We start from the raw sequence: 21,226 nt of genomic DNA, 5'->3' as shown, positions 1-21,226 counted from the left end.
GCATTCTGCATGCAGGATCAATGCAAGCGGCTGAGAAGACAACAGCAAGCACGTCACATGCCCATGCTTGCAGCAAACCTGCTTGCGCCCGACGATCCGCGTAATATTGGCTGGCTAATTTGCGTTTTGCATGCTGTATCCATTTGGTTCGGCGACACCGGTCCAGCGTGCGCATTTAGGAGATCAAGGCATGTCACAGCACTTCGATGCGGTCGTCATCGGTACAGGTCAGGGCGGCTCGCCGCTCGCCGTGCGGCTGGCACAGAGCGGAAAACGAACCGCCGTGATCGAGCGGCATCTTTTTGGCGGCACGTGCGTGAATGTCGGCTGCACGCCGACCAAGACCTATGTGGCGAGCGCGCGCGCCGCGCATGTGGCGCGCACGGCGGCAAAGTACGGCGTGATCGTCGGCGGCGACGTGAAAGTGGACATGGCGCGCGTCAAGGCGCGCAAGGACGAGGTCATCGCCGGATCGCGCAATGGCATCGAGGCGTGGCTGCGCGGCACGCACGACATCACCGTATTCGACGGACACGGGCGCTTCACCGGTCCGCATGCGCTGCAAATCGAAGCCGCCGATGGCTCGCAGCAGGACATCGACGCGGACATGATCTTCATCAACACGGGCACGCGAGCGTCGGTGCCGAAGATCGACGGGCTCGACGGCGTGCCGTATCTCACGAATTCATCGATTCTCGAACTCACCGAAGTGCCCGAGCATCTCGTCATCGTGGGCGGCAGTTATATCGCGCTCGAATTCGGGCAGATGTTCCGACGCTTCGGCAGCCGCGTCACGCTTCTGGTACGTGGCGAGCGCATCCTTGCGCGCGAAGACGAGGACGTCGCGCTTGCGATGCAGGACGTGCTCCAGCGCGAAGGCATCGAGTTTCGCTTCGGCACGGAACCGCGTCGCGTGGAAACGCAAAAGGGCTGCGTGCGAATCGTCACCGAGGGCGAAACGATCGATGCCTCGCATCTGCTGTTCGCCACCGGCCGCACGCCGAATACGGACGATCTCGGTCTGGAACATGCTGGCATCGTGCCGGACAAGCACGGCATCATCGAAGTGGATGGGCAATTGCGTACGCGCGTCGAGGGCGTATGGGCGCTGGGCGACGTGAACGGACGCGGCGCGTTCACGCACACGTCGTGGAACGATTACGAGATTATCGCGGCCAACTTGCTGGATGGCGAAACGCGCAGCGTCGATACCCGCATCATGGCTTACGCCGTGTTCGTCGATCCGCCGTTTGCGCGTGTCGGCATGAGCGAGGCGGAGGTCAGGAAGGACGGGCGTGAGGCGCTCATCGCCACGATGCCGATGTCGCGCGTAGGCCGCGCGAAGGAACGCGGTGAAACGGATGGCTTCATGAAGGCGCTCGTCGATGCCCGCACCGAGCGGATTCTAGGCGCGCAGATCTACGGCATCGAAGGCGACGAGGTCATTCATACGTTCATCGACATCATGAATGCCGACGCTTCCTACAAGACGCTGCAGCGCGCCATGCACATTCATCCGACGGTGAGCGAACTGGTGCCGACGCTTCTCGGCATGCTCAAGCCATTGAAGTGATTATCAAACCTTGACGGATGGTTCGGCGGTGCCGGCCTCGGCTTTCTCCGCTCCGCGCGTCTCCGGCATCGCGAGCCAGACGAGCAAGACGGCGAGCGCGCCCGCAGCGGCGAGGCCGAAAAAGCTCATCGACGTGCCGAAGCGATCGGCGGCAAAGCCTGCGGCCGCGGTCGACAAGGTTGCTCCGACGCCCGCTGCCAGCCCGAAGAAGCCGATGGTCAGGTTGTAATGCCCGCGCCCGCCGGCGACATCGGCGGCGATGAGCGGCAGCATCACGCCGAAGACGGCCGCGCTGATGCCATCGAGCATCTGGACCGGCACGAGCAGATAAGGGCTGCTGACGCCGGCGAAGAGAATCGCCCGCAGGGGCAAGGCGCAGAAGCCGATGATCAGAACCGGCCGGCGTCCCCAATGCTGCGCCTTGCGCCCGACCCACGGCGAGAGCGCCGCGACGATGAACTGCGGCACGATGATGCACGCGGCGATCACCAGTTGAACGTTGTCGCCCATGTGCGCGGTGACTTCGCCGGCGGCAAGATTCAGCATCGCCGCGTTCGAGAGATGGAACAGCACCACGCAAGCCGCGAAGATCAGCAGGCGCCGGTCTTTCAGAAGCTCGCGCAAGGACTCGCGCTCTTCGCCTTCCGGCGTCAGGTTCGGCTTGCCCGCAGGCATGCGCGGCACGACGGGCGGCGCATCGTAATGAATCATGCGCAAGGCGAAGATTGCCGGCAACGCGAGCGCCGCCGTGAGAAAGAACACCGAGCGCAAGGACAGATATTCTCCGAACGCGCCCATCAACGCGGCGGTCAGCGCGCTGCCTATGGACGCCCAGCGCGCGTTGCGGCCGAGCCGGTCGCCGAGATCGGCACGCGAGACGAGTGCGAGCGAAATCGCGGCCATCGCCGGGACCAGCATGCAGCTCGCGAAGCCGTGCAGCACTTCGGCGGCGAACACCGGAATGAAGGTCGGACTCGCTGCGAGCAACAACGCACTCGCGATGATCGCGACGATGGCCGAAAGCGCGGCGAACTTCTTGTTGCGCATGGCATCGACGAGCGCGCCCGCGGGCAGCTGGCTCGCCATCGCGCTGATGGTGCCGACCGACAGCATGAGGCCGATCTCACCCTGCGTCCATTTGTTGGCAGCGAGATAAGAGGCGATGAAAGGGCCGAAGCCCGTCTGCACGTTGGCGACGAAGAAGTTCAGCCAGTCGAGCGCGCGCAGACTTCGTGCAATTACCATGTTGTGATTCGGTTATCGATCTCGTGAATCTTCATGTGCGTCTTTTGCGTCATGTGCGTCGTCTGCGTCATTTGTTCGGGCGCGCGCCGGACGATGCCGACGACTGCGCCGCCACGGACCCGGATGCGGTCGTGCCGGTAGACGAGTTCGAAGGCCGGCGCGCCCGCCGATGCCGTGGCCGCCGGCGAAGAAACAGGCGCGGCGGGCGCGGCTACGACCGGCGAAACGATCTTGATCGGTTGCTCGGGCGAGTATGTCGGCGAGGCCTTCAGTTGCGCTTCGGTGAAGTCCATCTGCAAGCTCGCTTGCTTGTTGCGCGTCACGACATGCAGATCGCCCCAGTTCGCGGCCACATGGCGCTTGTCTTCCGCGAGCGAATTGCTCAGGTCGAGCACGAGCGCTTCGGGCTCGCCTTGCGAATCGACGAGCACGTCGACCACCCGTCCGATACGCGCGCCGGTCTTCTGGGTCACGGTCGAATCGACGAGTTGCAGGTAGCTCGGCGGCGCTTCCGCGACCGGTTGCGGCTTCGGCGCGGGGTCGGCGGGCTTGCCCTTGACGGCGGGCGCGGGCGGCACGAAGGTGATCGGCGCGGTCTTCGAGTTGGGCGCGAAGCGGAACGCGGTCCACGGGAAGTTGACTTTTCGGTCGCCTACGCCGAGGAAGCCGGCGAGGTTCACCATCATGAGCTTCGGCTTGGCGGCGGTATCGATATACAGGTCCACCGCGCGGCCCACGACCTTGCCATCGGCGCGCTGCACTTCGGCATCGAGCAGGCCGTGCAGCTGATCGTGCTGCAGGATACGCGTGGAGATGATCGGCGGGGGCGGAGGCGGCGGCTCGGGCGCCTCTTGCGGCTGCACGATCACCGGCTCCGGCGGTTTCGGTTTGACGATACGGCGTTTGGGCTTCGGCGCGGGCGCGGGCTTCGGCGTCGATGCGGGCTCGGGCACGGCGGCGACAGGCGCGGGTTCCTCGGGCTCGGTGCTCTCGGTTTCGTCCGGCGTCGGAATATACGAATGCTCGACGATGGGCGCGGGCGTCTGCACCGGCAAGAGTCCGCAGGCGGACAGGGCGAAGGCCGCGAAGATCACCGCGAGCGTTGCAAGCGGGAATCGCTCATGCCGCGCAGGGTGCCGCATCAGCGATGCGACAGCGCGCCAGGCGAGGCGCATAGCGAGCATCCCCGCTACGAGGCCGAGCGCGGCGAGGCCGGTCGTCGACGCATCGCTTCGATGCGAGAGTCCGCCTGTCATCACAAAAGCTCCATGGTTCCGTGTCACCTGTCGATCGGAGCGGGCACTGCGCGCCTCGCTCCAGTGCCATGCAAGAGGGCGGCTTCGTTACCGTGCATTCAGCGCGGCCTTGCCAGAGAGCGTGTCACGCGCGCCGTCACACATCAGACGGGCGTGTATGCGTGCTCGCCGCCTTCGCAAGACGCGCGGCAGTGTCCGGCGCGCCCATTTTTTCGGCGGCGTCGCGTGCGGAGAAACCGCCCTTGTCGCGCGCATCCGGATTGGCTCCACGCGCGATCAGATATTCGACGATCTCCACGCGATTGAACATGGCCGCGATCATCAACGCCGTGCGTCCGTCAGGCGATGCGCCTTCGACATCGGCGCCATGTTCGAGCAGCGTCTCGATTACAGGCTTGTAGCCCTTGAAGGCCGCGCCCGCGATTGGCGACTGGCCGTTATCGTTGCGCAGGTTCGGGTCGGCCTTGTGTTGCAGCAGCACGCGCACGGCATCGGCGTGGCCGTGATAGCTCGCGAGCATGACGAGGCTGTCGCCCTTGTCGTTGCGCAGGTTCGGCGGCAGGCCCTTGGCAAGCAGCGCGTCGAGCATGGCGGCGTCGCCTTTGCGCGCGACTTCGAAGACTTCGGTCGCGAAGGCGATCATTTCGTCGTCCGGGCCGTCGGCGGGGCCATTTGCCGGCGAAGCGTGCTGCGGGGCGTTGCCCGAAGGCGTATCCCTGGTTGGGTCGTGCGGCATGGTCAGCTCCATGGTTTCGCGTTATCTGAATGGCGCTGCGGGCAACCGGCTGCTCATCGGGTAAGCTTGAGCGCCGCGCGGAAATCTTCCGGGAGCATACACGGGGTTGCGTGCGCGCTTCATAACTCCGGCGCGCGGCGGGCTTGGCAACGCTCGTGCGACGGGGCGGGCAGCAGGAATCGCGCCAACTCTTTCAGCGTGTGCCACCGAAGCCCTGACGCTCAACGAATCCAAACTCAACCGCGCTCTTCGATGACGACCACTTCCCCCGATGACGATGCCCGCGTGCGCCGCCGCGCTCCCGCCGCCGAACGCAATGGCGATGCGATTCTATCGGTCTTGACGCGCGTGCTGCCGTCCGCTGGCGTCGTGCTGGAGATCGCGAGCGGCACCGGTCAGCATGCCGTGCATTGCGCGGCGGCGTTGCCCGGCATCGTGTGGCAGCCAAGCGATGCGGATGCCGCCGCGCGCGCATCCATCGACGCGTGGCGCGAGCATGCGGGCCTCGCGAATCTGAACGCGGCGCTTGCGCTCGATGTGCGTGAGGACGACTGGCGCATCGGCGAGGACGCGGGAATCGCGGCGGTCGTGTGCATCAACATGATCCACATCGCGCCGTGGGAGGCCGCCGAAGCGCTGTTTCGCGGCGCGTCGCGGCATCTTCCGGCGGGGGGCGTACTTTACCTGTATGGGCCGTATCGGCGCAATGGCGCGCATACCGCTCCGAGCAACGAAGCGTTCGACACGGAGTTGCGCGCACGCGATCCGCGCTGGGGCGTGCGCAATCTGGAGGCGGTGGAGGCGTTGGGTAGATCGGTGGGCTTTGCGCTCGAGGAAGTGGTGCCGATGCCGGCGAACAACTTCAGTCTGGTGTTTCGGCGCGGTAAGATCAGGTCGATCGGTTTGCGAGGCCCGACCGCGCCGCGAACCATCCGCGCCAGGGCACTGTCGCCATCAACGAGGCGAGGACGATCAGGCCGCCGCCGATCCATCCCGTTGCCGATACATGCTCGCCCAGCCAGACGCTTGCGAAGAGCGCGCCGAACGCGGGTTCGCTGCCCATCAAAAGCGATACGCGCGTCGGACTGCTGCGGCCAATCGCATAGTTTTGCGCGAAGAACGCGAAGAGCGTGCACGCGATCACGAGATACATCACCGAGCCCCAGAACGCGCCGTGTCCCGCGAACGACGGCAAGGGCTGCCATTGCGACGGCACGAAGAAGAACGCCAGCAGCGCGCTGCCGCTCGCGACGACGCCCGCCTGCACGGCCGTCACGGTGAGCGCCGGAAGCGGCGAGGCGCGCATCACGCGCTTGGTCACGCACACCGAGAGCGCGCGCAGCACGGCGGCGACCAGGATCAGCGCATCGCCGGGATTGAAGCTGAACGCGCCATCGCCGGCGAGCAACCACGCACCGCCGAGCGACACCGCGACCGCGAGCCACTCGGTCGCGCCGGGTTTGCGACGCAGCATCGCCCATTCGACGAGCGGCGTCATCACCACGCACAGACTGATAAGAAACGCGGCGTTCGCGGCGCGCGTGAGCATCACGCCAAAGGTCTCCGCGAGGAAGATGGCGAGCAGCAAGAGGCCGCAAGTCAGCACACCCATGAGCGTTTTCAGGTCGACACGGCGCAAGTGGCGCAGGTTCACGCTCAACAGCACGAAGGTAATGCCGAACCGCAACGCGATGAGCGCCAGCACCGGATAAAACCCGAGCGCGTTTTTGACGACGCCATAGCTGCTTCCCCAAACCATCGCCACCACGAAAAGCAGCAAATCGGAGACAGGAAGCAGGCGGCGAACAGGCGATGCGAAGGTCATGCGGCGGCTCCGGTAAGTGCTGACTGGCAGTGCCCAGCAGCGAGCCGTCATTGTCGAATGATGCGTTCATCGCGATAATTGGGTCTGGACGCACAGATTAATTGTCGCGGATGCACAAATGAACCCTTCGGATCTTTTCGACTTGCTGCCGGACATGGCGGTATTCGCACGCGTGGTCGATGCCGGCAACTTCTCGATCGCGGCGCGGCAATTGGGCAGCACGCCATCGACGGTGAGCCGGCAAATCAAGCGGCTCGAAGACGCGCTCGCCACGCGCCTGCTCGAACGTTCGACGCGCAAGGTGCGCGTGACGGAATCGGGATATCAGGTGTATCGGCATTGCCGCGACATGGCGACGGCCGCGTCCGGCGCGGTGGATGCCGCCGGGCAACTATCCGGCAAGCCACAGGGCAAGGTCTCGCTATCGGCGCCCACGGCATATGCGAAGTCGGTGATTCATCCGCTCGTGCCAGGCTTTCTCGCGGCTTATCCCGAAGTGGATTTGCAGCTCGTGTTCAGCGATCACGACATCGATCCGCTCGCGAGCGACGTCGATCTCGTCATTCGCGCCACCGACGATCCGCCGCAAGGTCTCGCGGCACGGCGCATCGGCCGCGTGCGATGGCTGCTGTGCGCGGCGCCTCGTTATCTTCAGACGCGCGGCGAGCCCGCGCATCCGCGTGATCTTGCGCGTCACGATTGCATTCCGCTCGGCGAGACCGTGGACGATCATCGCTGGCGGTTTGCGCGCGGCGGTGAGACGGCGACGGTCGCGGTGCACGGCCGGTACATCGCCAATCACGCGGGCGCGCGGCTCGACGCGGCGGAGAACGGCATGGGCATTGCGACTCTGCCGGAGTTCGCGGCGCGCGAAGCGCTTGCGAGCGGCCGCGTGCAAGCCGTGCTGGTGGATTGGGAGGTGCAGGCGCGCGCGTATCGGGGACCGGTGTGGCTGCTTTATCCGCCCAATCGCTTTTTGCCGCCGAAGGCGCGCGCGCTGATCGATTATCTGCACGCCCATCTCGGCGAGTCAGACTGACCGAACCGGCTTGACATGGCCCACATTGACGAAACGCAGGCTGCACGCGCACCGAATCGGGCCGCGCCGTGTAGACTGCCAAAGGTCGTTCATCGCGCCGCGCATCATGCGTGGCGCTCAATCCGATCTCCTTTTCCGGAGGCGTCGTACATGCACGCAGCGTTGCCGCAGGGCGAACAGGAAGCCGGTTCGGTCGATACAACAACAAGAGCGCCGCGCGATCTGCGCCGCGTCGATATTCATCCGGATCACTGGTATCCGCTTGCATGGTCGCGCGAGGTCAAACGCGGCAAGACGCACGCCGTGAAGTTCGCGGGCGATCCCATCGTGCTCGTGCGCAGTGAGTCGGACAAAGTGTTCGCGCTGGAGGACCGCTGCGCGCATCGGCAAGTGCCGTTGTCGGCGGGTGTCGTGGATGGCGAATCCATCCGCTGTTGCTATCACGGCTGGACTTACGACTGCACCGGCCGTTGCACCGACATTCCGTATCTCGGCCGCGAACGCTTGCCCAACGGCGTGCGTTCCTATCCGTGCCGCGAGGAAGCGGGGCTCATCTTCGTCTTCACCGGCGACCCGGCCAAGGCCGACGAAGCCAAGTTTCCCAACCTCGTCTCGGCGAGCGACAAAGCCTACAAGACACGCCGTTTCGGCAAGCCCGTGAAGTGCCATTACAGCTTCATGCATGAAAACCTGATGGATATGAACCATCAGTTTCTGCATCGGCGGCAAATGGGCAGCATGCGCGCGCGCTCGGTCGGACGACGTCGCGGCGACGACTGGATCGAAGTCGATTACACCTTCGCGCGCGAGGCGGGCAAGCAGCCTATCGGCGAGGCGCTCGTGTTCGGCCAGAAACGCGGCACCAAGGCCGACGATTCGCACAAGGACGTGATGACGATTCGCACCGAGTATCCGTACCAGACGCTCAAGATCCACACGAAGGACGAGACGATGGTAATGGACCTGTGGATCGCCTATGTCCCGCTCGATGCCGAACAGCGCACCAACCGCACCTTCGGCTTGCTGTCGATCCGCCGCCCGAAACTTCCCGGCGTGCTCGATGCCGCGTGGCCGTTGCTCGTGTGGTTCACCGAGCGCATCTTCAAGGAAGACCGGTGGATCGTCGAGCGCGAGCAGGAAGCGCATGACAGGCAGGGCGCGGATCACAACCACGAAGTGTTTCCGGTCATTCTCGAATTGCGCGCTTTGCTGACCGAGCATGGCGTGGCGCACCGCGCCGGTTATGGCGATGCCAAGCGCATCCATTTCATGCAGCCGGTGATGGACTTGCCGACGTCGTGATGCCACCGATTGCGGCGGCATCGCCACGGCGCTATACAAGAAGAAGGCCATTCGTCTGGAGGACCATCACATGAACGGCGACCCGACTGATCCGCGCAATCTGAACGATCCGCGCGCAACCGACCCGGCGGTTGGCGAAGCGCATCCTGGCGTCGAGCATTTCGATGCGGCGCTTTCACACGTCGATGAATCCGTCGCGGCAGGCAGGATGGCGGCCGGCGCGGCAAAGGGCATTCTTTACAGCATCATCGAGACGCTCGGCACGCTCGTCGGCGACCCGGATTTGCCTGCGCATGCGCGTTCGGGCTATGAAGGCTTGCTGGAAACAGCGCGCGAACTGCGCTCGAAGATCGACGACTGAGCCATCCGCGCGCAGTCTCATGAACCGCATGGTGACCATCCATGCGGCTTCCCAACAATCGATTAGTGATTTACATATTTCCTTCGGCACCGTAACGGCCTTCGTCGGGCCGTAAGCCGTGGTCAAACTCAGTCGCGCCGCGTGGCTGGCACTGTGCAAATCCTTTCAGTCGTGTCTTCGGCCCAGGCCGAGTCCTCGGGCACGCTTCCCTTCTCCGCGTATCAAATTTTCACATCGAGCCTTATCCAGTAGGGCTTTGAGGCGATCGCGCCGGCTTCGTCACAACTCTTCCCCGCTCTCGTCACATCTCGATATCCGTCCCGCAGTTGTCAGCTACCGGTCAGTTTCATGACCGGATGCCCAATATTTGCGCGCCAGAAAATACTGGTTAACCACACAGTGCAAAAAAAAGACACGAATCTGCCTGATTCTTTCGCATTGCATCCGTAAGCCATACACTTGCCAGCGATGAAATGTTACGAATTTATAAGGCGGTTCAGCGTTAAGCGGCATCCGTTACCGGCTCACTAAAGATCAGAAGATTCGCCATTCGCACACAGGAGAAGAAATGAAGGGTTTCCGCTTGACCAAGGCTGCCATCGTCGCCGCCACCGCCTTTGCCGCAGCAGTCCCGGCGTTCGCTCAAAGCAGCGTGACGCTTTACGGTATCGTCGATGACTCGATCGTCTACCAGAGCAGCCAGGGCGCACTTGGCTCCAACAGCGGCGGACGTTCGAACGTCAAGCTGGCATCGGGCATCTGGGCGGGTAGCCGCTTCGGCCTGAAGGGCGCCGAAGATCTCGGCGGCGGCAACAAGGCAATCTTCCAGTTGGAATCGGGCTTCAACATCAACAATGGCGGACAGCAATACGCCAACGCGATGTTCGGCCGCCAGGCTTGGGTCGGTCTCACGAACCCCACCTATGGTACGTTGACTCTCGGTCGCCAATACACGTCGTATTACACGCTGATGGCGCCGTATAGCCCGACGAACTGGCTGACCGGATACTTCGGCGCGCACCCGGGCGATCTGGACGAACTGGATACGATCTACCGCGCGAACAACTCGATCGTCTACACGTCGCCGAAACTCTTCGGCTTCACGGCAAGCGGCTCTTACTCTCTGGCTGGCACGCCGGATAGCGCCTATCGCGGATCGACGTGGTCGGGCGCCTTGCAGTACGCGCAAGGCCCGATCGGCGCGACGGTCGCGTTCACGCGTATCAACAACTCGACGATCGGCGGCGGCGTCTACGGCGCGGATTCGACGACCAACACAGGCGGCCAGTCGGGCATCTCGGCAGTCACGAACGGTTATCAGGGCGCGCAAGCTCAGAACCGCTTCGCGGTTGGCGGCGGCTACACGTTCAACAGCCAGTGGGATATTTCGGCGACGTACACGAACGTTCAGTACATCCCGGGTATCAACTCGAAGTTCACCGACACGGCGATCTTCAATACGGCTGGCACCGTGCTGCACTGGAAGGCAACGGCGGCATGGGACTTTGCCGCTGGCTACAGCTACACGTGGGCAAGCAAGGCGAACGGTATCGACGATGCAGCGTCCTACCATCAGTTCAACCTGAGCCAGTACTACTCGCTGTCCAAGCGCACGGGTCTGTATGCACTGGAAGCATTCCAGCGCGCCAACGGCCGCACGCTCGGCACGCCGACGTTCACCGCTGCGGGCGCGACGAATCGCCAGATCAACGCCACGGCTTCGATCGGCGACGGCTTCCAAAGCGCTCCGTCGACCTCGCGCAGCCAGTTCGCGGCAGGCGTGGGTATCATTCACCGCTTCTAAGCTTTCGGGCTGCCGAGCGGGTTGTACAAAGCTGCATGCAGAAAACCGGGCGCTTCGGCGTCCGGTTTTTTCGTTTACGTGGTCGATGCCGGGTTCATGTCGGGTTGCCGGGTTGCCATATTGCCGGGTTGCGGGCTTGCTGGCGCAGCCTTTGCTGCGAATGGTATTTCGCATGCAAACGTCGGCATTCAGTCTCGCTCAAGGGCCTGTAACGGAGATACGGACATGACCACCAAAGACGAATCACTCGATGAACAGTTGTTTCGCCTCTTCGCCGTCGAACAGCGCGTACTGGCACAAAATGTCGACGGCAAGGTTATCGACATCGGTGCGATCGAATCCAAAGACGGCGAGTATTGCGCGAGTCTCGATGTAGGCGAGATTTCAGTGGAGCCCAAGCGCAGCCCGGAACTGGCGCTCAAGGCTTTGGTGGAAGAGCTGTCGTTCGATTATCTCGATGGACTGTTCACCAGCGAAGGCGAGACGGAAGTGAGCGGGCGGTTGCAGGATTATCCGAACGTGGAATTTGCGCTCGATGAACCGCTGCCGCGTGGTTTGACCGATGGAACGCCACCACAGGTGTTCTGATGAGCGTTTGCATGCTGCATTCTTAATGCGGCATGCAGCATGCAAAATCACGCGTGCCCTCGCGGCGATTCACCACCTTCGACAGACCGGGCCGCGGCGCTGCCAGCCGAAATTCTGGTCTTACCGCCAGACAGCGTTCCGGAAGCATGCCCCCGGACCGGCGGTGCGTCGCGCGGGGGAAACATCGCGCCGACGAGGCGATCGACGAAATAGAAGAACTTGTCCGACGCGTACCCTGCAATGAACGCCAACGCAAGCGGCGATACGTCCTTGCCGCCCTCCAATAGCTTGCTGAAGAGTCCAATGGAAATGCCGACGATGATCGCGCTCGTCACATGTGCGCGATTCGCCACTTTCGAATGCTCGGGATGAAACGTGCTGGCAGACGACTCCGCGCTCAACTGCCGCAAGATCGCGGCGCACGCACCGAGCCATGCATACAGCACGGGCAGCAAGAAGCCGGTCACAGCACCCACAATGGAAAGAATGATGTCGTTTGCATACAGCGCCATCGCGCGGATGTCCTGATAGACGGCGATCTTCTGAAACCCTTGCTCGACAGCGTCGAGATCGGTCGGCGGATGCTCGTCCCCGGTCTGCGCGCGCGGTTTGGCCAGTAGCGGCAGTGTGATTTCGAGCACCTTCCGGGCGACGTCCGGATTGCATTGCCAGTCGCTGTCTACATTGCCGCCGGTGTATCGACGCGAATGCGAAGTGCGGTACGCGCTCTGAAAATTAAGCACGCTCTCTTGATCGTCGCAAGGCCGCTTATAAGGGCTGCGGATGACACCGAGTCCAAGGCCGGTGGTCAACGCACTAATGCGGGACACGTCCGCGAAAAGCTGCCGGTTATTGGTCGCGAAGTTCTGCAGTTCCTCCTTGATCTGCAGAGCGGGCTGCGAGTTCTGCAGCGCGATGAGAGCGGCATCGTCCTTCTTTTTGACAGCCTCGCCGATAGCCACCGCATGCGCCTGCAACTGGTTGTGCAGTGTGAGCGCGGCCGCGTCGTTGCTCTTCACGACGTTGGCGATATCGCTCGAAATCTGATTGCCCACGAAGAGCAGGCACGACAACGACACCACCAGCACGGTGAGCGCAATCGCCGAGCGCGTATAGATGCGGATTGCACGACGCGCGCCTTCGCGTGCTTCGTTGCCGGCAGTCGCGGCGACGACAGGCGTCACCGCATGCGCGATACGGCTCATCGCGGCATAGAAGGCGCTCTCCGTTTCCGCGTTCCACGTGCGGTTTTGCTGGGCGGCGCGTGCCCTCGACATGGCTTCGACATCGTGTTCATCGAGCGGTTTGCCGTTTTGTGCGCCATACGAGACCATGTCGCGGCAGTGATCGAGATCGGCGACGATGCTGCTGCCCGGATAATGCGACGCTGCCGCGATACGGCTCATCGCACCATAAAACGCACTGGCGGTAGCGCGGTTCCACACGCCGCGACCGAAGGCGCAGCGCGCGTTACGCACGGCGTCGACGTCGGCGTTGTCGAGGATCGTACCGGTTGCGGCAGCGCGCGAGATGAGTGCTTCGCATTTGGCAAGATCCTCGGCCGCGCGCGGCCCGGGATCGCCGTGCCCGGCTTCCGTATCGCTCGGCTCGATATCTTCGCGCTCGCCTGCGCGGAGTTGCGGTGTGGACGGTACGCTCATTACGGTCTCCCGTCGATCAAACCGAATAGGCGACAGCCCTGACGCTGGGATCGCCAATTGATCGGATTACTGATCGATCGACTGCTTGCTCATTGACCAACTGGCAGCCTGCGAAGCTGTGCGCAGAGTTGCGGATAGATGTCCAGAAAACCGGGCGTATCGAGCCGCTTGGAAAGGCTTGGATCGATCGTCTCGTTGAGCGCCGTACCTGCAACACGTGGTGCCTTTTCGCAAACATCCCTTAGCACGGCGCTTTTGCTAATGAACTCGGCGTATGAATCGATTGGTTCGCACGCGTAAGCGGCTAACGGAATATCGATTGGCTTGTCGAACACGAGGCCATGCGATGCCGCCTTCTCACGCAGCCATTCGGCGGGAATCAGCGGTAGCAGATCTTCGGGCGTGCGTGGTGGACTCAGGTAGCCGCCGCCGACATTGGCATGCGCGCCCATGAACCAGCGCTGCTCGAGCGGCAAGTTGCCACGATCCTCGGAACCTTGCGTCCACAACGTCGGCGCATAGAGCGAGCGATATTCGTTGGCCGCGATCGCGTGATACGCGGCCTTCGTCGTGTTGGACAGCGTCGTATCGTGGAACTTGTAGTAGCTCGAAAATCCCGGCACCGGCAATGTGCCGACTGGAATGCCCAGCTCGCCGACCGTATCCCAGACGCCAACGAATGCGATATCCACATCGCGCGAGAACTGCTTGCGATACGCGACGACTGCGTCATCCGTGGCGCTCGCATTCTGATCACGATAGATGCCGTATGCCTGATCGATCGAATCTTGTCCCGTGTCGGTGGCGAGCCCGCATTTGCGGATCAGCCCGGCAAGACTGCGCGCCGAATAGGCGCCGCGACTGAAGCCGAGAATGAAGATCGATGCGCCCGGTTTGTAGCGTTCGCAAAGCCACGCATAACCGGCCTTGATGTTTTCCGATAACCCGTCGCCGAACGCGCCGCCGAGGAACTTGCTGGCCAGCGCGAACAACCCGTTACCTTGTGTCCCGACGCCTTGAACGTAGAGCGTTTCCTGCTCGTCCGTCTCGGGTGCGAGCTTGTAGAGCAGATATGCGTTGGTGCGATCGTTGGGTTCGTTCCAGGTGCCGTCGAAAAAAATGGCGAGATTCATGATGAAGGGTCTCCTTACCAAATCTCGATACGCTCTCATACGTTGTCAGCGGTCTGACAAAAGCGCCTTGAGTAAGGGATAGGAAATCGCGGGGCAAGCTGCAAGCATCGGATACGCGAAAACGGCGCGCGGGCATGGAGCGGCTGTATTTTGGCGGATACGAGGGGGACCCATGCATCTTGCGCACGGACGGATCGACATGAATGTGCCATCCTTGATCCACGGCCGATGCGATAGGGCGTGATCGGGCCGTCGACTATTGCGGGGGTGAATCATGAAGAAAACGTTTCTTGCCATGATCGGTTTTGCATGCGCTGCAACACTCGGTGCACCGGCATTCGCACGCGACGATGGTCCGCGCTTCGCGCAGGACCATCTCGATCGGTTGGTCGCGCAGCATGCGGACGCGAATCGGCATATCCGCGGTGGGACGCATGGCGCGGCGGCATCGGGAACGGTGTCATCGCAAAGTTTTGGCAACGACGCTTCCAAGTGATCGCTCGCGGCTTTCGCGATGGCTTGTGTGCCGGCCGGGTGCAATAGGCACCAACGTGTACGGCGCCGGAAGAGAGACGCTTTCGTGCAAGGCGAGAGCGGAGAGGCATTACGCATTGGGTCGACCGCATGCAAAATGCAAATCGTTAGGGCGCGCCTGACAGCATCATGTGACGCTCCGAAGGAAAGCCACGTTCGTGCGACGCGAAGATGGCGCAGGTTCCAGGCATCCGGTCCACCGCATTCAACATGCAATCGGTTGGCAAAGGTATGAATTTTGCGACAACCGCCCGAATGTTCCGCGGCGACATGCCGACGATCCTCCCCGTCAATTCCCCTGAGAGCCATGACACGGAAAGCCCTATCGATAGCTGTACTCTCTGCATCTTTTCTGGCGGCAGGCTGCGCGGGCATCGGCCCGAGCCGTCTAAAAGCCGATCAGGTCGACTATTCACGCGCACTCGGCGATGCCAAGAAACGCGAAATTCTTGCCGCAATCGTCGGTTTGCGCTTCGCGGATTCGCCTTCATTCCTCACGGTGAGCAGCATCATTGCCGCCTACACGTTCGATACCACCGCTGGCGCCACGCTCAATGCGGGTTCTGGCAGCGTGCCGAACTACGCGGCAGCCACCGGAAGCGTGTCGTATTCGAACCATCCGACATTCACCTTCACCCCTACCACGGGCGACGCCTACGCGAGCGCATACATCCGCCCGCTCGCACCCGCGCTCGTGATGCCGCTTGCCGAAAGCGGCATTCCGGTCGATCTGCTCTTGCGCATCACGGCGCAATCCATCGGCGGCTTACAGAACGGCACGGCGCTCGGCGGCCCGAACGGATCAGGCGCGCCTGAATTCTTCATGCTGATTCAAGCGCTGCGACGTCTGCAACTGGCCGGCGAATTGAATATTGAATCACGTAATGGAAAGGATGGCGGCGTGTTCATCACGCTCGGCGCAACGCGCAGCGGCACTAATAAGCAGACCGTCGGCGATCTCACGCTTGTGCGTAAGCTGCTCAAGTTGTCCCCGAAGATGAAGACGTATGAACTCGTCTACGGCCAGGCGGCGGATCATGATCGCATTCCGATGGTCACGCGTTCCGTGCTTGGAATCCTGACCGATATCGGCGCGCAGATCACCGTGCCGGACGAGCAGGTGGGAACGGGAGCAACCAAGCCGACCATCGGGTTGATCGGCGGAGAGACGCGTCCGACCATCATCGTGCAAGTGGGCGAGAAGCCGCCGCAGGATGCGTATGTCAGCGTGCCCTACGACAAAACGAACTATTGGATCGACAGAAGGGATTTCGATTCGAAGTACGCATTTACCGTCGTGCAGAACCTGATGGCGCTAGCCGAAGTGACGGACACATCGAAAGCGCCGGTCGTGACGATCCCTGCCAACTGAGTTTGTCCGCGCGCTCGGCGTCTGCTCGTTATTGCTCTTCTGAAAGGCAGGTCGATTGGCGCCGCCGCTATGAACGTTCTCGTGTCGCAATGTCGCGAAGCGCGAAATGAGATTGCCAGCACGGCTCGGATAGGCCGCTTGCATTTGAATGCAAAGTACCTTGGCTTTGCATTCTGCATCAAATTACGCGCCAAGCAACACAAGCACACGCCAAGCGCAGACAACCCCAGCGCTTACTGCCCGAAGAACGTGCCGAACGCGCGAGGTTGAGTGCTCGCCGTGCGACCAGCTTGCGACGACCCAGCCGTGACCGAACCATAGTCATTCGACTGCGCTGACGCTTGCGCAATGGATTGCGTGCTCACACGCGCTTCGGCTGCCTGAATATTCGACGGATAGGTAGGATCGGCTGCGACCGGGTTGTAGCCGGCGTTCTCTAGTTGCGCGAGTTCGGCGCGAACCTGCGCGCGAGTAAGCGGCGCATTTGTTTGCGCGTAAGAAAGGGCGGGGACGGCAAAAGCAGCGGCGATGGCAATCGCAGAGAAGAACGGTTTCATGGATGTCGGCTCCGTGGTGGATAGGTCGTGCTCTTCGAATAGCTTTCGGGACAGCGTTTGCACGGAGTGTAGAGAGGGCTGAGTCGCCGATCATCTATCGATCCGTTGAAGGATCTTTCTAGGGATGGCAACAATCCATGGATGCGCTTGAATTAAAAATACCACTCACTGGCATACAAAATTAGGGTTTCACCTAGCCTATCGGCGTTCAAGACGTTCATCTTAAAATTAATCAACCGGACGGTCGGTTAATCGATATACTCGCTGCATCGCTTCTCAAAATAGAGCGGAGTCTCGCATGTACACGCAATCCCTCGATCTTCCGGGTCAGCCCGCGGTTTCGGACGCTACAGCCGAGGCGTCGTCGCAACAGCAGCATTTCGATGCGGTGATGCAGGCGGATGGCAAGATCGAACCGCAAGACTGGATGCCCGAGGCGTATCGCAAGACGTTGGTGCGGCAGATATCTCAGCACGCGCACTCGGAGATCATCGGCATGCAACCCGAGGGCAACTGGATCAGTCGTGCGCCTAGCCTGAAGCGCAAGGCGATCCTGCTCGCCAAGGTGCAGGACGAGGGCGGCCACGGCTTGTATCTCTACAGCGCGGCTGAAACGCTCGGCGTCTCGCGCGACCAACTGACCGACGCGCTGCATGCGGGCAAGGCCAAATATTCGAGCATCTTCAACTATCCGACGCCTACATGGGCCGACGTGGGCGTGATCGGCTGGCTCGTGGATGGCGCCGCGATCATGAATCAGATACCGCTGTGCCGCTGTACTTACGGCCCTTACGCGCGCGCGATGATCCGCATTTGCAAGGAAGAGTCGTTCCACCAACGGCAGGGCTTCGATGCCCTGCTCGCGATGATGAAAGGCACGCAAGCGCAGAAAGACCTCGTGCAGCAAGCCGTGAATCGCTGGTGGTGGCCCGTGCTGATGATGTTTGGACCGAGCGACAAGGATTCCATTCATAGCGGCCAGTCGTTCGCGTGGGGCATCAAGCGAATTTCGAACGACGACCTGCGGCAAAAGTTCGTCGATGCCACCGTCGAGCAAGCGAAGATTCTCGGCGTAACGTTGCCCGATCCCGATCTCAAATGGAACGAAGCGCGCGGTGCGCATGACTATGGCGAGATCGACTGGGACGAATTCTGGCGAGTGGTCAATGGTGACGGTCCGTGCAACAAGGAACGGCTTGCGACTCGCGTAAAGGCGAATGACGATGGCGCGTGGGTGCGCGAAGCGGCACTCGCTTATGCCGACAAACAAGCGCGCAAAGCGCAGGATCAGCAGAAACAGGCCGCATGAAGGAGACGACGATGAGCAAGGAATGGCCGATCTGGGAAGTGTTCGTGCGTAGCAAGCAGGGTCTAGATCACAAGCATTGCGGCAGCCTGCATGCGCCCGACGCGAGCGCTGCGTTGAGAATGGCGCGCGATGTCTATACGCGGCGTCAGGAAGGCGTGAGCATTTGGGTGGTGCCATCATCGGCTATCACGGCATCGGACCCGGCGGACAAGGGCGAATTATTCGAACCCGCGATCGACAAGATATATCGGCATCCTACGTTCTTCGTGCTGCCCGACGAAATCAATCACATGTAAGGGCGGGACATGACGACGCTCATTTCGACGCGCGAACATCTCGCTTACGTCCTGCGCCTCGCCGACAACGCGTTGATCCTCGGTCAGCGCAATGCCGAATGGTGCAGCCACGGTCCCGCGCTCGAAGAAGACATCGCGCTCGCTAACATGAGTCTCGATCTCATCGGACAGGCGCGCTTGCTTTATTCGCATGCGGCAACGCTCGAAGCCGAGATGACCGGCACGCAGAAAACCGAAGACGACTACGCGTACTTTCGTGGCGAGCGTGAGTTCGCCAACTATACGATTGCCGAGCTGCCGCACTATGGACCGCTCGCGGGCACGGTGCGAACCGAGCGCGATTACGCAGTGACCATCGTGCGCAACTTCCTCTATTCGGCGTTGATGGCTGAGTTATGGACGGCCTTGCAGGCATCGGCCGATGCGCAGCTTGCCGCCATTGCCGCGAAGTCGATCAAGGAAGTCCGTTACCACTTGCATCATGCACGCGACTGGCTCGTGCGCTTCGGCGACGGCACGGAGGAGTCGCATCGACGCGCACAGGCAGCACTCGACTATTTGATGCCTTACACACGCGAGTTTTTTGCGATCGAGGCAATCGAGCGCGCCGTTGCACAAGCAGGCATCGCGCCGCTTGCAAGCGATTTCGAAGCGGCATGGCGCGCACAACTCGGCGACGCTTTAGACGAAGCCACACTCACCGCGCCCGCCGATGTAAAGCATGTCAGCACAGGCAAACTCGGCGAACACTCCGAGCATATGGGTTATCTGCTCGCGGAGATGCAAAGCCTCGCACGTCAGCACCCGGGCGCAAGCTGGTGAACACCATGCACGCCGATACTGTCTTGCAACACGTATGGTCCGTGCTCGAAGCCGTGCCGGACCCGGAGATCCCCGTCGTATCCATACGCGAACTGGGCATCTTGCGCGACGTGCGTCATGGCGCGGACGGCGTGCTCGAGGTCGTGATTACGCCGACTTACTCGGGATGTCCCGCCATGTCGCAGATCGCCGAGGACATCGCGTATGCAATCCATACCGCGAAGCTCGGGGCGCATCGCATTGAGACGGTGCTCGCGCCGGCATGGACCACCGACTGGATCACCGATGAAGCGCGCGACAAGCTACGACGTTATGGCATCGCGCCGCCGACGGGGCAATGTGGAACTGCTGCGCCGAATCAGGAGCAACCGCTGCGTTTCGTGCCATATAAGTCTATGAAGCAGGAGCCGGTCGCGTGTCCTCGTTGCGGTTCGACGCATACGGAAAAGCTCGCGCAATTCGGCTCGACGGCGTGCAAGGCGCTGTACCGATGCGTCGATTGCCGCGAGCCGTTCGATTACTTCAAGCCGTACTGATCCGTTTCTTTTTTATCGATTCGACGCTCATGGCCACTCCGCAATTCCATCCGCTGCGCATTCGCGAGGTTCGTCCTGAAACGGCCGACGCGGTCACCGTCTCGTTCGATGTACCGCCACTGCTGCGCGACGCGTTCCGCTTCACGCAAGGGCAGTTCGTGACCTTGAAGGCGCATATCGACGGCGAAGAGACGCGCCGGTCCTATTCCATCTGCGTGGGTGTCACGGACTACGATCGCGATGGAGAATTGCGTATCGGCATCAAGCGCGTGCGCGGCGGGCGTTTTTCGAACTTCGCATTCGACACGCTGAAGCCCGGCCACGAGATCGAAGTCATGACGCCCGATGGCCGTTTCTTTACGCATCTGAATGCGGACCACGCCAAGCATTACGTGGCGTTTTCAGGTGGCTCGGGCATCACGCCAGTGCTCGCCATCGTCAAGACCACGCTCGATATGGAACCCACGAGCCGCTTCACGCTTGTGTATGGCAATCGCAGCGTGGATGCGATCATGTTTGCCGAAGAGCTCGAAGATCTCAAGAACCGTTATATGAGCCGCTTTTCGCTCTATCACGTGCTCTCGGACGACTTGCAGGATGTCGAGCTCTTCAACGGCGTGCTGGACGAAGCAAAGTGCCGTGCGTTCCTGCAAACGCTGGTGCCTCCGCAAGAAATCGATGAAGCCTTCATTTGCGGTCCTGGGCCGATGATGGATGCGGCTGAAGCCGCGCTCAAGAGTTCGGGCGTCGCACAGAAACAGATCCATGTGGAGCGTTTCGGTACACCCTTGCCGCAAGCGGGCGTTCCGGCCGTCGAAATTACCGAGAACACGCCTGCGGCCGACCTTGAACTCGTCATCGACGGAAAAAGGCGCAAACTGCGTTTGCCCTATGAAGGCGTGAGTGTGCTCGACGTCGGACTCAAAGCGGGTTTGGCGCTGCCTTATGCGTGCAAAGGCGGCGTGTGCTGCACGTGCCGCGCAAAAGTGCTTGAGGGAGAGGTAAAGATGGACCGGAATTTCACGCTCGAACAACACGAGATCGATGACGGTTTCGTGCTGACGTGCCAGTGTCATCCGGTTAGCGACCGCGTAGTCGTGAGCTTCGACGAACGCTAGACACGGCTTAGCGTGGCTTAAGAAAAACAATTCAGGAAATATCGGAAGAATTCTTTACGCATAAACCCTCGCAAGCGTTTGCACAAATTGTTTTGTAAGCTTTGTTTGTGTCATCGTACGGATGCTTTCAGCGCTTAGTTGGCGCTTAGTGAAAAGTAT

General features: G+C 61.6%; 20 protein-coding genes and 1 pseudogene. 14 read left to right on the top strand and 7 right to left on the bottom strand.

The genetic code is table 11. From position 1 onward, the window contains the following. Nucleotides 1–190 precede the first annotated feature (190 nt). The gene (locus P9292_RS35870) at nucleotides 191–1,573 is read left to right on the top strand and encodes an FAD-containing oxidoreductase (RefSeq protein ID WP_309963832.1); all 1,383 of its coding nucleotides are present in this window, start codon (nucleotides 191–193) and stop codon (nucleotides 1,571–1,573) included. A gap of 3 nt (nucleotides 1,574–1,576) precedes the next feature. On the opposite strand, the gene P9292_RS35865 is transcribed toward P9292_RS35870, so the two are convergent. The 3 genes from P9292_RS35865 to P9292_RS35855 all read right to left on the bottom strand — a co-directional run bounded on the left by P9292_RS35865 (nucleotide 1,577) and on the right by P9292_RS35855 (nucleotide 4,717). Next, a complete protein-coding gene (locus P9292_RS35865) occupies nucleotides 1,577–2,818 on the bottom strand; it encodes an MFS transporter (protein WP_244827821.1) in 1,242 nt (413 codons plus the stop codon). Further along, the gene (locus P9292_RS35860) at nucleotides 2,812–4,074 is read right to left on the bottom strand and encodes a PRC-barrel domain-containing protein (protein WP_309963830.1); all 1,263 of its coding nucleotides are present in this window, start codon (nucleotides 4,072–4,074) and stop codon (nucleotides 2,812–2,814) included. Before P9292_RS35860 ends, P9292_RS35865 begins: the two co-directional genes overlap by 7 nt. A 136-nt stretch (nucleotides 4,075–4,210) precedes the next feature. Continuing rightward, complete coding sequence (locus tag P9292_RS35855; protein ID WP_250525816.1) at nucleotides 4,211–4,717, bottom strand: ankyrin repeat domain-containing protein; 507 nt, start codon at nucleotides 4,715–4,717, stop codon at nucleotides 4,211–4,213. A 345-nt stretch (nucleotides 4,718–5,062) separates the two neighbouring features. Between P9292_RS35855 and P9292_RS35850 the strand changes: the two are divergent. Continuing rightward, nucleotides 5,063–5,692: pseudogene (locus P9292_RS35850) on the top strand (DUF938 domain-containing protein); the annotation flags it as partial. 7 nt (nucleotides 5,693–5,699) lie between these two features. On the opposite strand, the gene P9292_RS35845 reads toward P9292_RS35850, so the two are convergent. Next, nucleotides 5,700–6,635, bottom strand: a complete 936-nt coding sequence (locus P9292_RS35845; protein ID WP_309963827.1) for an EamA family transporter — start codon at nucleotides 6,633–6,635, stop codon at nucleotides 5,700–5,702. A 118-nt stretch (nucleotides 6,636–6,753) separates the two neighbouring features. Between P9292_RS35845 and P9292_RS35840 the strand changes: the two genes are divergently transcribed. The 5 genes from P9292_RS35840 to P9292_RS35820 all read left to right on the top strand — a co-directional run bounded on the left by P9292_RS35840 (nucleotide 6,754) and on the right by P9292_RS35820 (nucleotide 11,729). Continuing rightward, nucleotides 6,754–7,674 (top strand): LysR family transcriptional regulator, encoded by a 921-nt coding sequence (locus tag P9292_RS35840; protein ID WP_309963825.1) that lies wholly within the window; start codon nucleotides 6,754–6,756, stop codon nucleotides 7,672–7,674. A gap of 150 nt (nucleotides 7,675–7,824) precedes the next feature. Further along, nucleotides 7,825–8,976 (top strand): aromatic ring-hydroxylating dioxygenase subunit alpha, encoded by a 1,152-nt coding sequence (locus P9292_RS35835; protein WP_250492436.1) that lies wholly within the window; start codon nucleotides 7,825–7,827, stop codon nucleotides 8,974–8,976. A 70-nt stretch (nucleotides 8,977–9,046) separates the two neighbouring features. Next, nucleotides 9,047–9,337 carry a hypothetical protein gene (locus P9292_RS35830; protein WP_244827827.1) on the top strand — a complete coding sequence of 97 codons (291 nt, stop codon included), beginning with the start codon at nucleotides 9,047–9,049 and terminating at the stop codon, nucleotides 9,335–9,337. Nucleotides 9,338–9,905: 568 nt separating this feature from the next. Then, on the top strand, nucleotides 9,906–11,141 hold the full coding sequence (locus P9292_RS35825; protein ID WP_244827828.1) for a porin: 1,236 nt from the start codon (nucleotides 9,906–9,908) through the stop codon (nucleotides 11,139–11,141). A gap of 21 nt (nucleotides 11,142–11,162) precedes the next feature. Next, the gene (locus P9292_RS35820) at nucleotides 11,163–11,729 is read left to right on the top strand and encodes a hypothetical protein (RefSeq protein ID WP_309963823.1); all 567 of its coding nucleotides are present in this window, start codon (nucleotides 11,163–11,165) and stop codon (nucleotides 11,727–11,729) included. A gap of 47 nt (nucleotides 11,730–11,776) precedes the next feature. On the opposite strand, the gene P9292_RS35815 is transcribed toward P9292_RS35820, so the two are convergent. After that, entirely contained in the window at nucleotides 11,777–13,390 is a 1,614-nt protein-coding gene (locus P9292_RS35815) for a hypothetical protein (RefSeq protein WP_309963821.1), read from the bottom strand. A gap of 89 nt (nucleotides 13,391–13,479) precedes the next feature. Continuing rightward, nucleotides 13,480–14,523 carry a DUF2235 domain-containing protein gene (locus tag P9292_RS35810; RefSeq protein WP_250525779.1) on the bottom strand — a complete coding sequence of 348 codons (1,044 nt, stop codon included), beginning with the start codon at nucleotides 14,521–14,523 and terminating at the stop codon, nucleotides 13,480–13,482. Nucleotides 14,524–14,797: 274 nt separating this feature from the next. On the opposite strand from P9292_RS35810, the gene P9292_RS35805 reads away from it, so the two are divergent. Together P9292_RS35805 and P9292_RS35800 are read left to right on the top strand one after the other, a co-directional pair. Beyond that, on the top strand, nucleotides 14,798–15,019 hold the full coding sequence (locus P9292_RS35805) for a hypothetical protein (protein WP_250492432.1): 222 nt from the start codon (nucleotides 14,798–14,800) through the stop codon (nucleotides 15,017–15,019). A gap of 345 nt (nucleotides 15,020–15,364) precedes the next feature. Next, nucleotides 15,365–16,429, top strand: a complete 1,065-nt coding sequence (locus P9292_RS35800) for a hypothetical protein (protein WP_250464599.1) — start codon at nucleotides 15,365–15,367, stop codon at nucleotides 16,427–16,429. Between the two features lie 233 nt (nucleotides 16,430–16,662). Here P9292_RS35800 and P9292_RS35795 read toward each other — a convergent pair whose 3' ends face one another. Beyond that, complete coding sequence (locus tag P9292_RS35795; RefSeq protein WP_309963819.1) at nucleotides 16,663–16,986, bottom strand: DUF4148 domain-containing protein; 324 nt, start codon at nucleotides 16,984–16,986, stop codon at nucleotides 16,663–16,665. A 298-nt stretch (nucleotides 16,987–17,284) separates the two neighbouring features. Between P9292_RS35795 and paaA the strand changes: the two genes are divergently transcribed. The 5 genes from paaA to paaE are packed head-to-tail and all read left to right on the top strand — an operon-like array spanning nucleotide 17,285 to nucleotide 21,067. Further along, the gene (gene paaA, locus P9292_RS35790) at nucleotides 17,285–18,295 is read left to right on the top strand and encodes a 1,2-phenylacetyl-CoA epoxidase subunit PaaA (RefSeq protein WP_250508967.1); all 1,011 of its coding nucleotides are present in this window, start codon (nucleotides 17,285–17,287) and stop codon (nucleotides 18,293–18,295) included. An 11-nt stretch (nucleotides 18,296–18,306) separates the two neighbouring features. After that, nucleotides 18,307–18,591, top strand: a complete 285-nt coding sequence (gene paaB, locus P9292_RS35785; RefSeq protein ID WP_309963817.1) for a 1,2-phenylacetyl-CoA epoxidase subunit PaaB — start codon at nucleotides 18,307–18,309, stop codon at nucleotides 18,589–18,591. 9 nt (nucleotides 18,592–18,600) lie between these two features. Beyond that, entirely contained in the window at nucleotides 18,601–19,413 is an 813-nt protein-coding gene (gene paaC / locus P9292_RS35780; RefSeq protein ID WP_309963815.1) for a 1,2-phenylacetyl-CoA epoxidase subunit PaaC, read from the top strand. A gap of 5 nt (nucleotides 19,414–19,418) precedes the next feature. Beyond that, nucleotides 19,419–19,949 carry a 1,2-phenylacetyl-CoA epoxidase subunit PaaD gene (gene paaD / locus P9292_RS35775; RefSeq protein ID WP_309963813.1) on the top strand — a complete coding sequence of 177 codons (531 nt, stop codon included), beginning with the start codon at nucleotides 19,419–19,421 and terminating at the stop codon, nucleotides 19,947–19,949. A 29-nt stretch (nucleotides 19,950–19,978) separates the two neighbouring features. Next, a complete protein-coding gene (gene paaE / locus P9292_RS35770; RefSeq protein WP_309963810.1) occupies nucleotides 19,979–21,067 on the top strand; it encodes a 1,2-phenylacetyl-CoA epoxidase subunit PaaE in 1,089 nt (362 codons plus the stop codon). The last annotated feature ends 159 nt before the right edge of the window (nucleotides 21,068–21,226 follow it).

Origin of the sequence: Caballeronia sp. LZ001, assembly GCF_031450875.1 — a bacterium.
Classification (GTDB): Bacteria; Pseudomonadota; Gammaproteobacteria; order Burkholderiales; family Burkholderiaceae; genus Caballeronia.
This window is presented reverse-complemented; position numbering and strand designations above follow the sequence as displayed.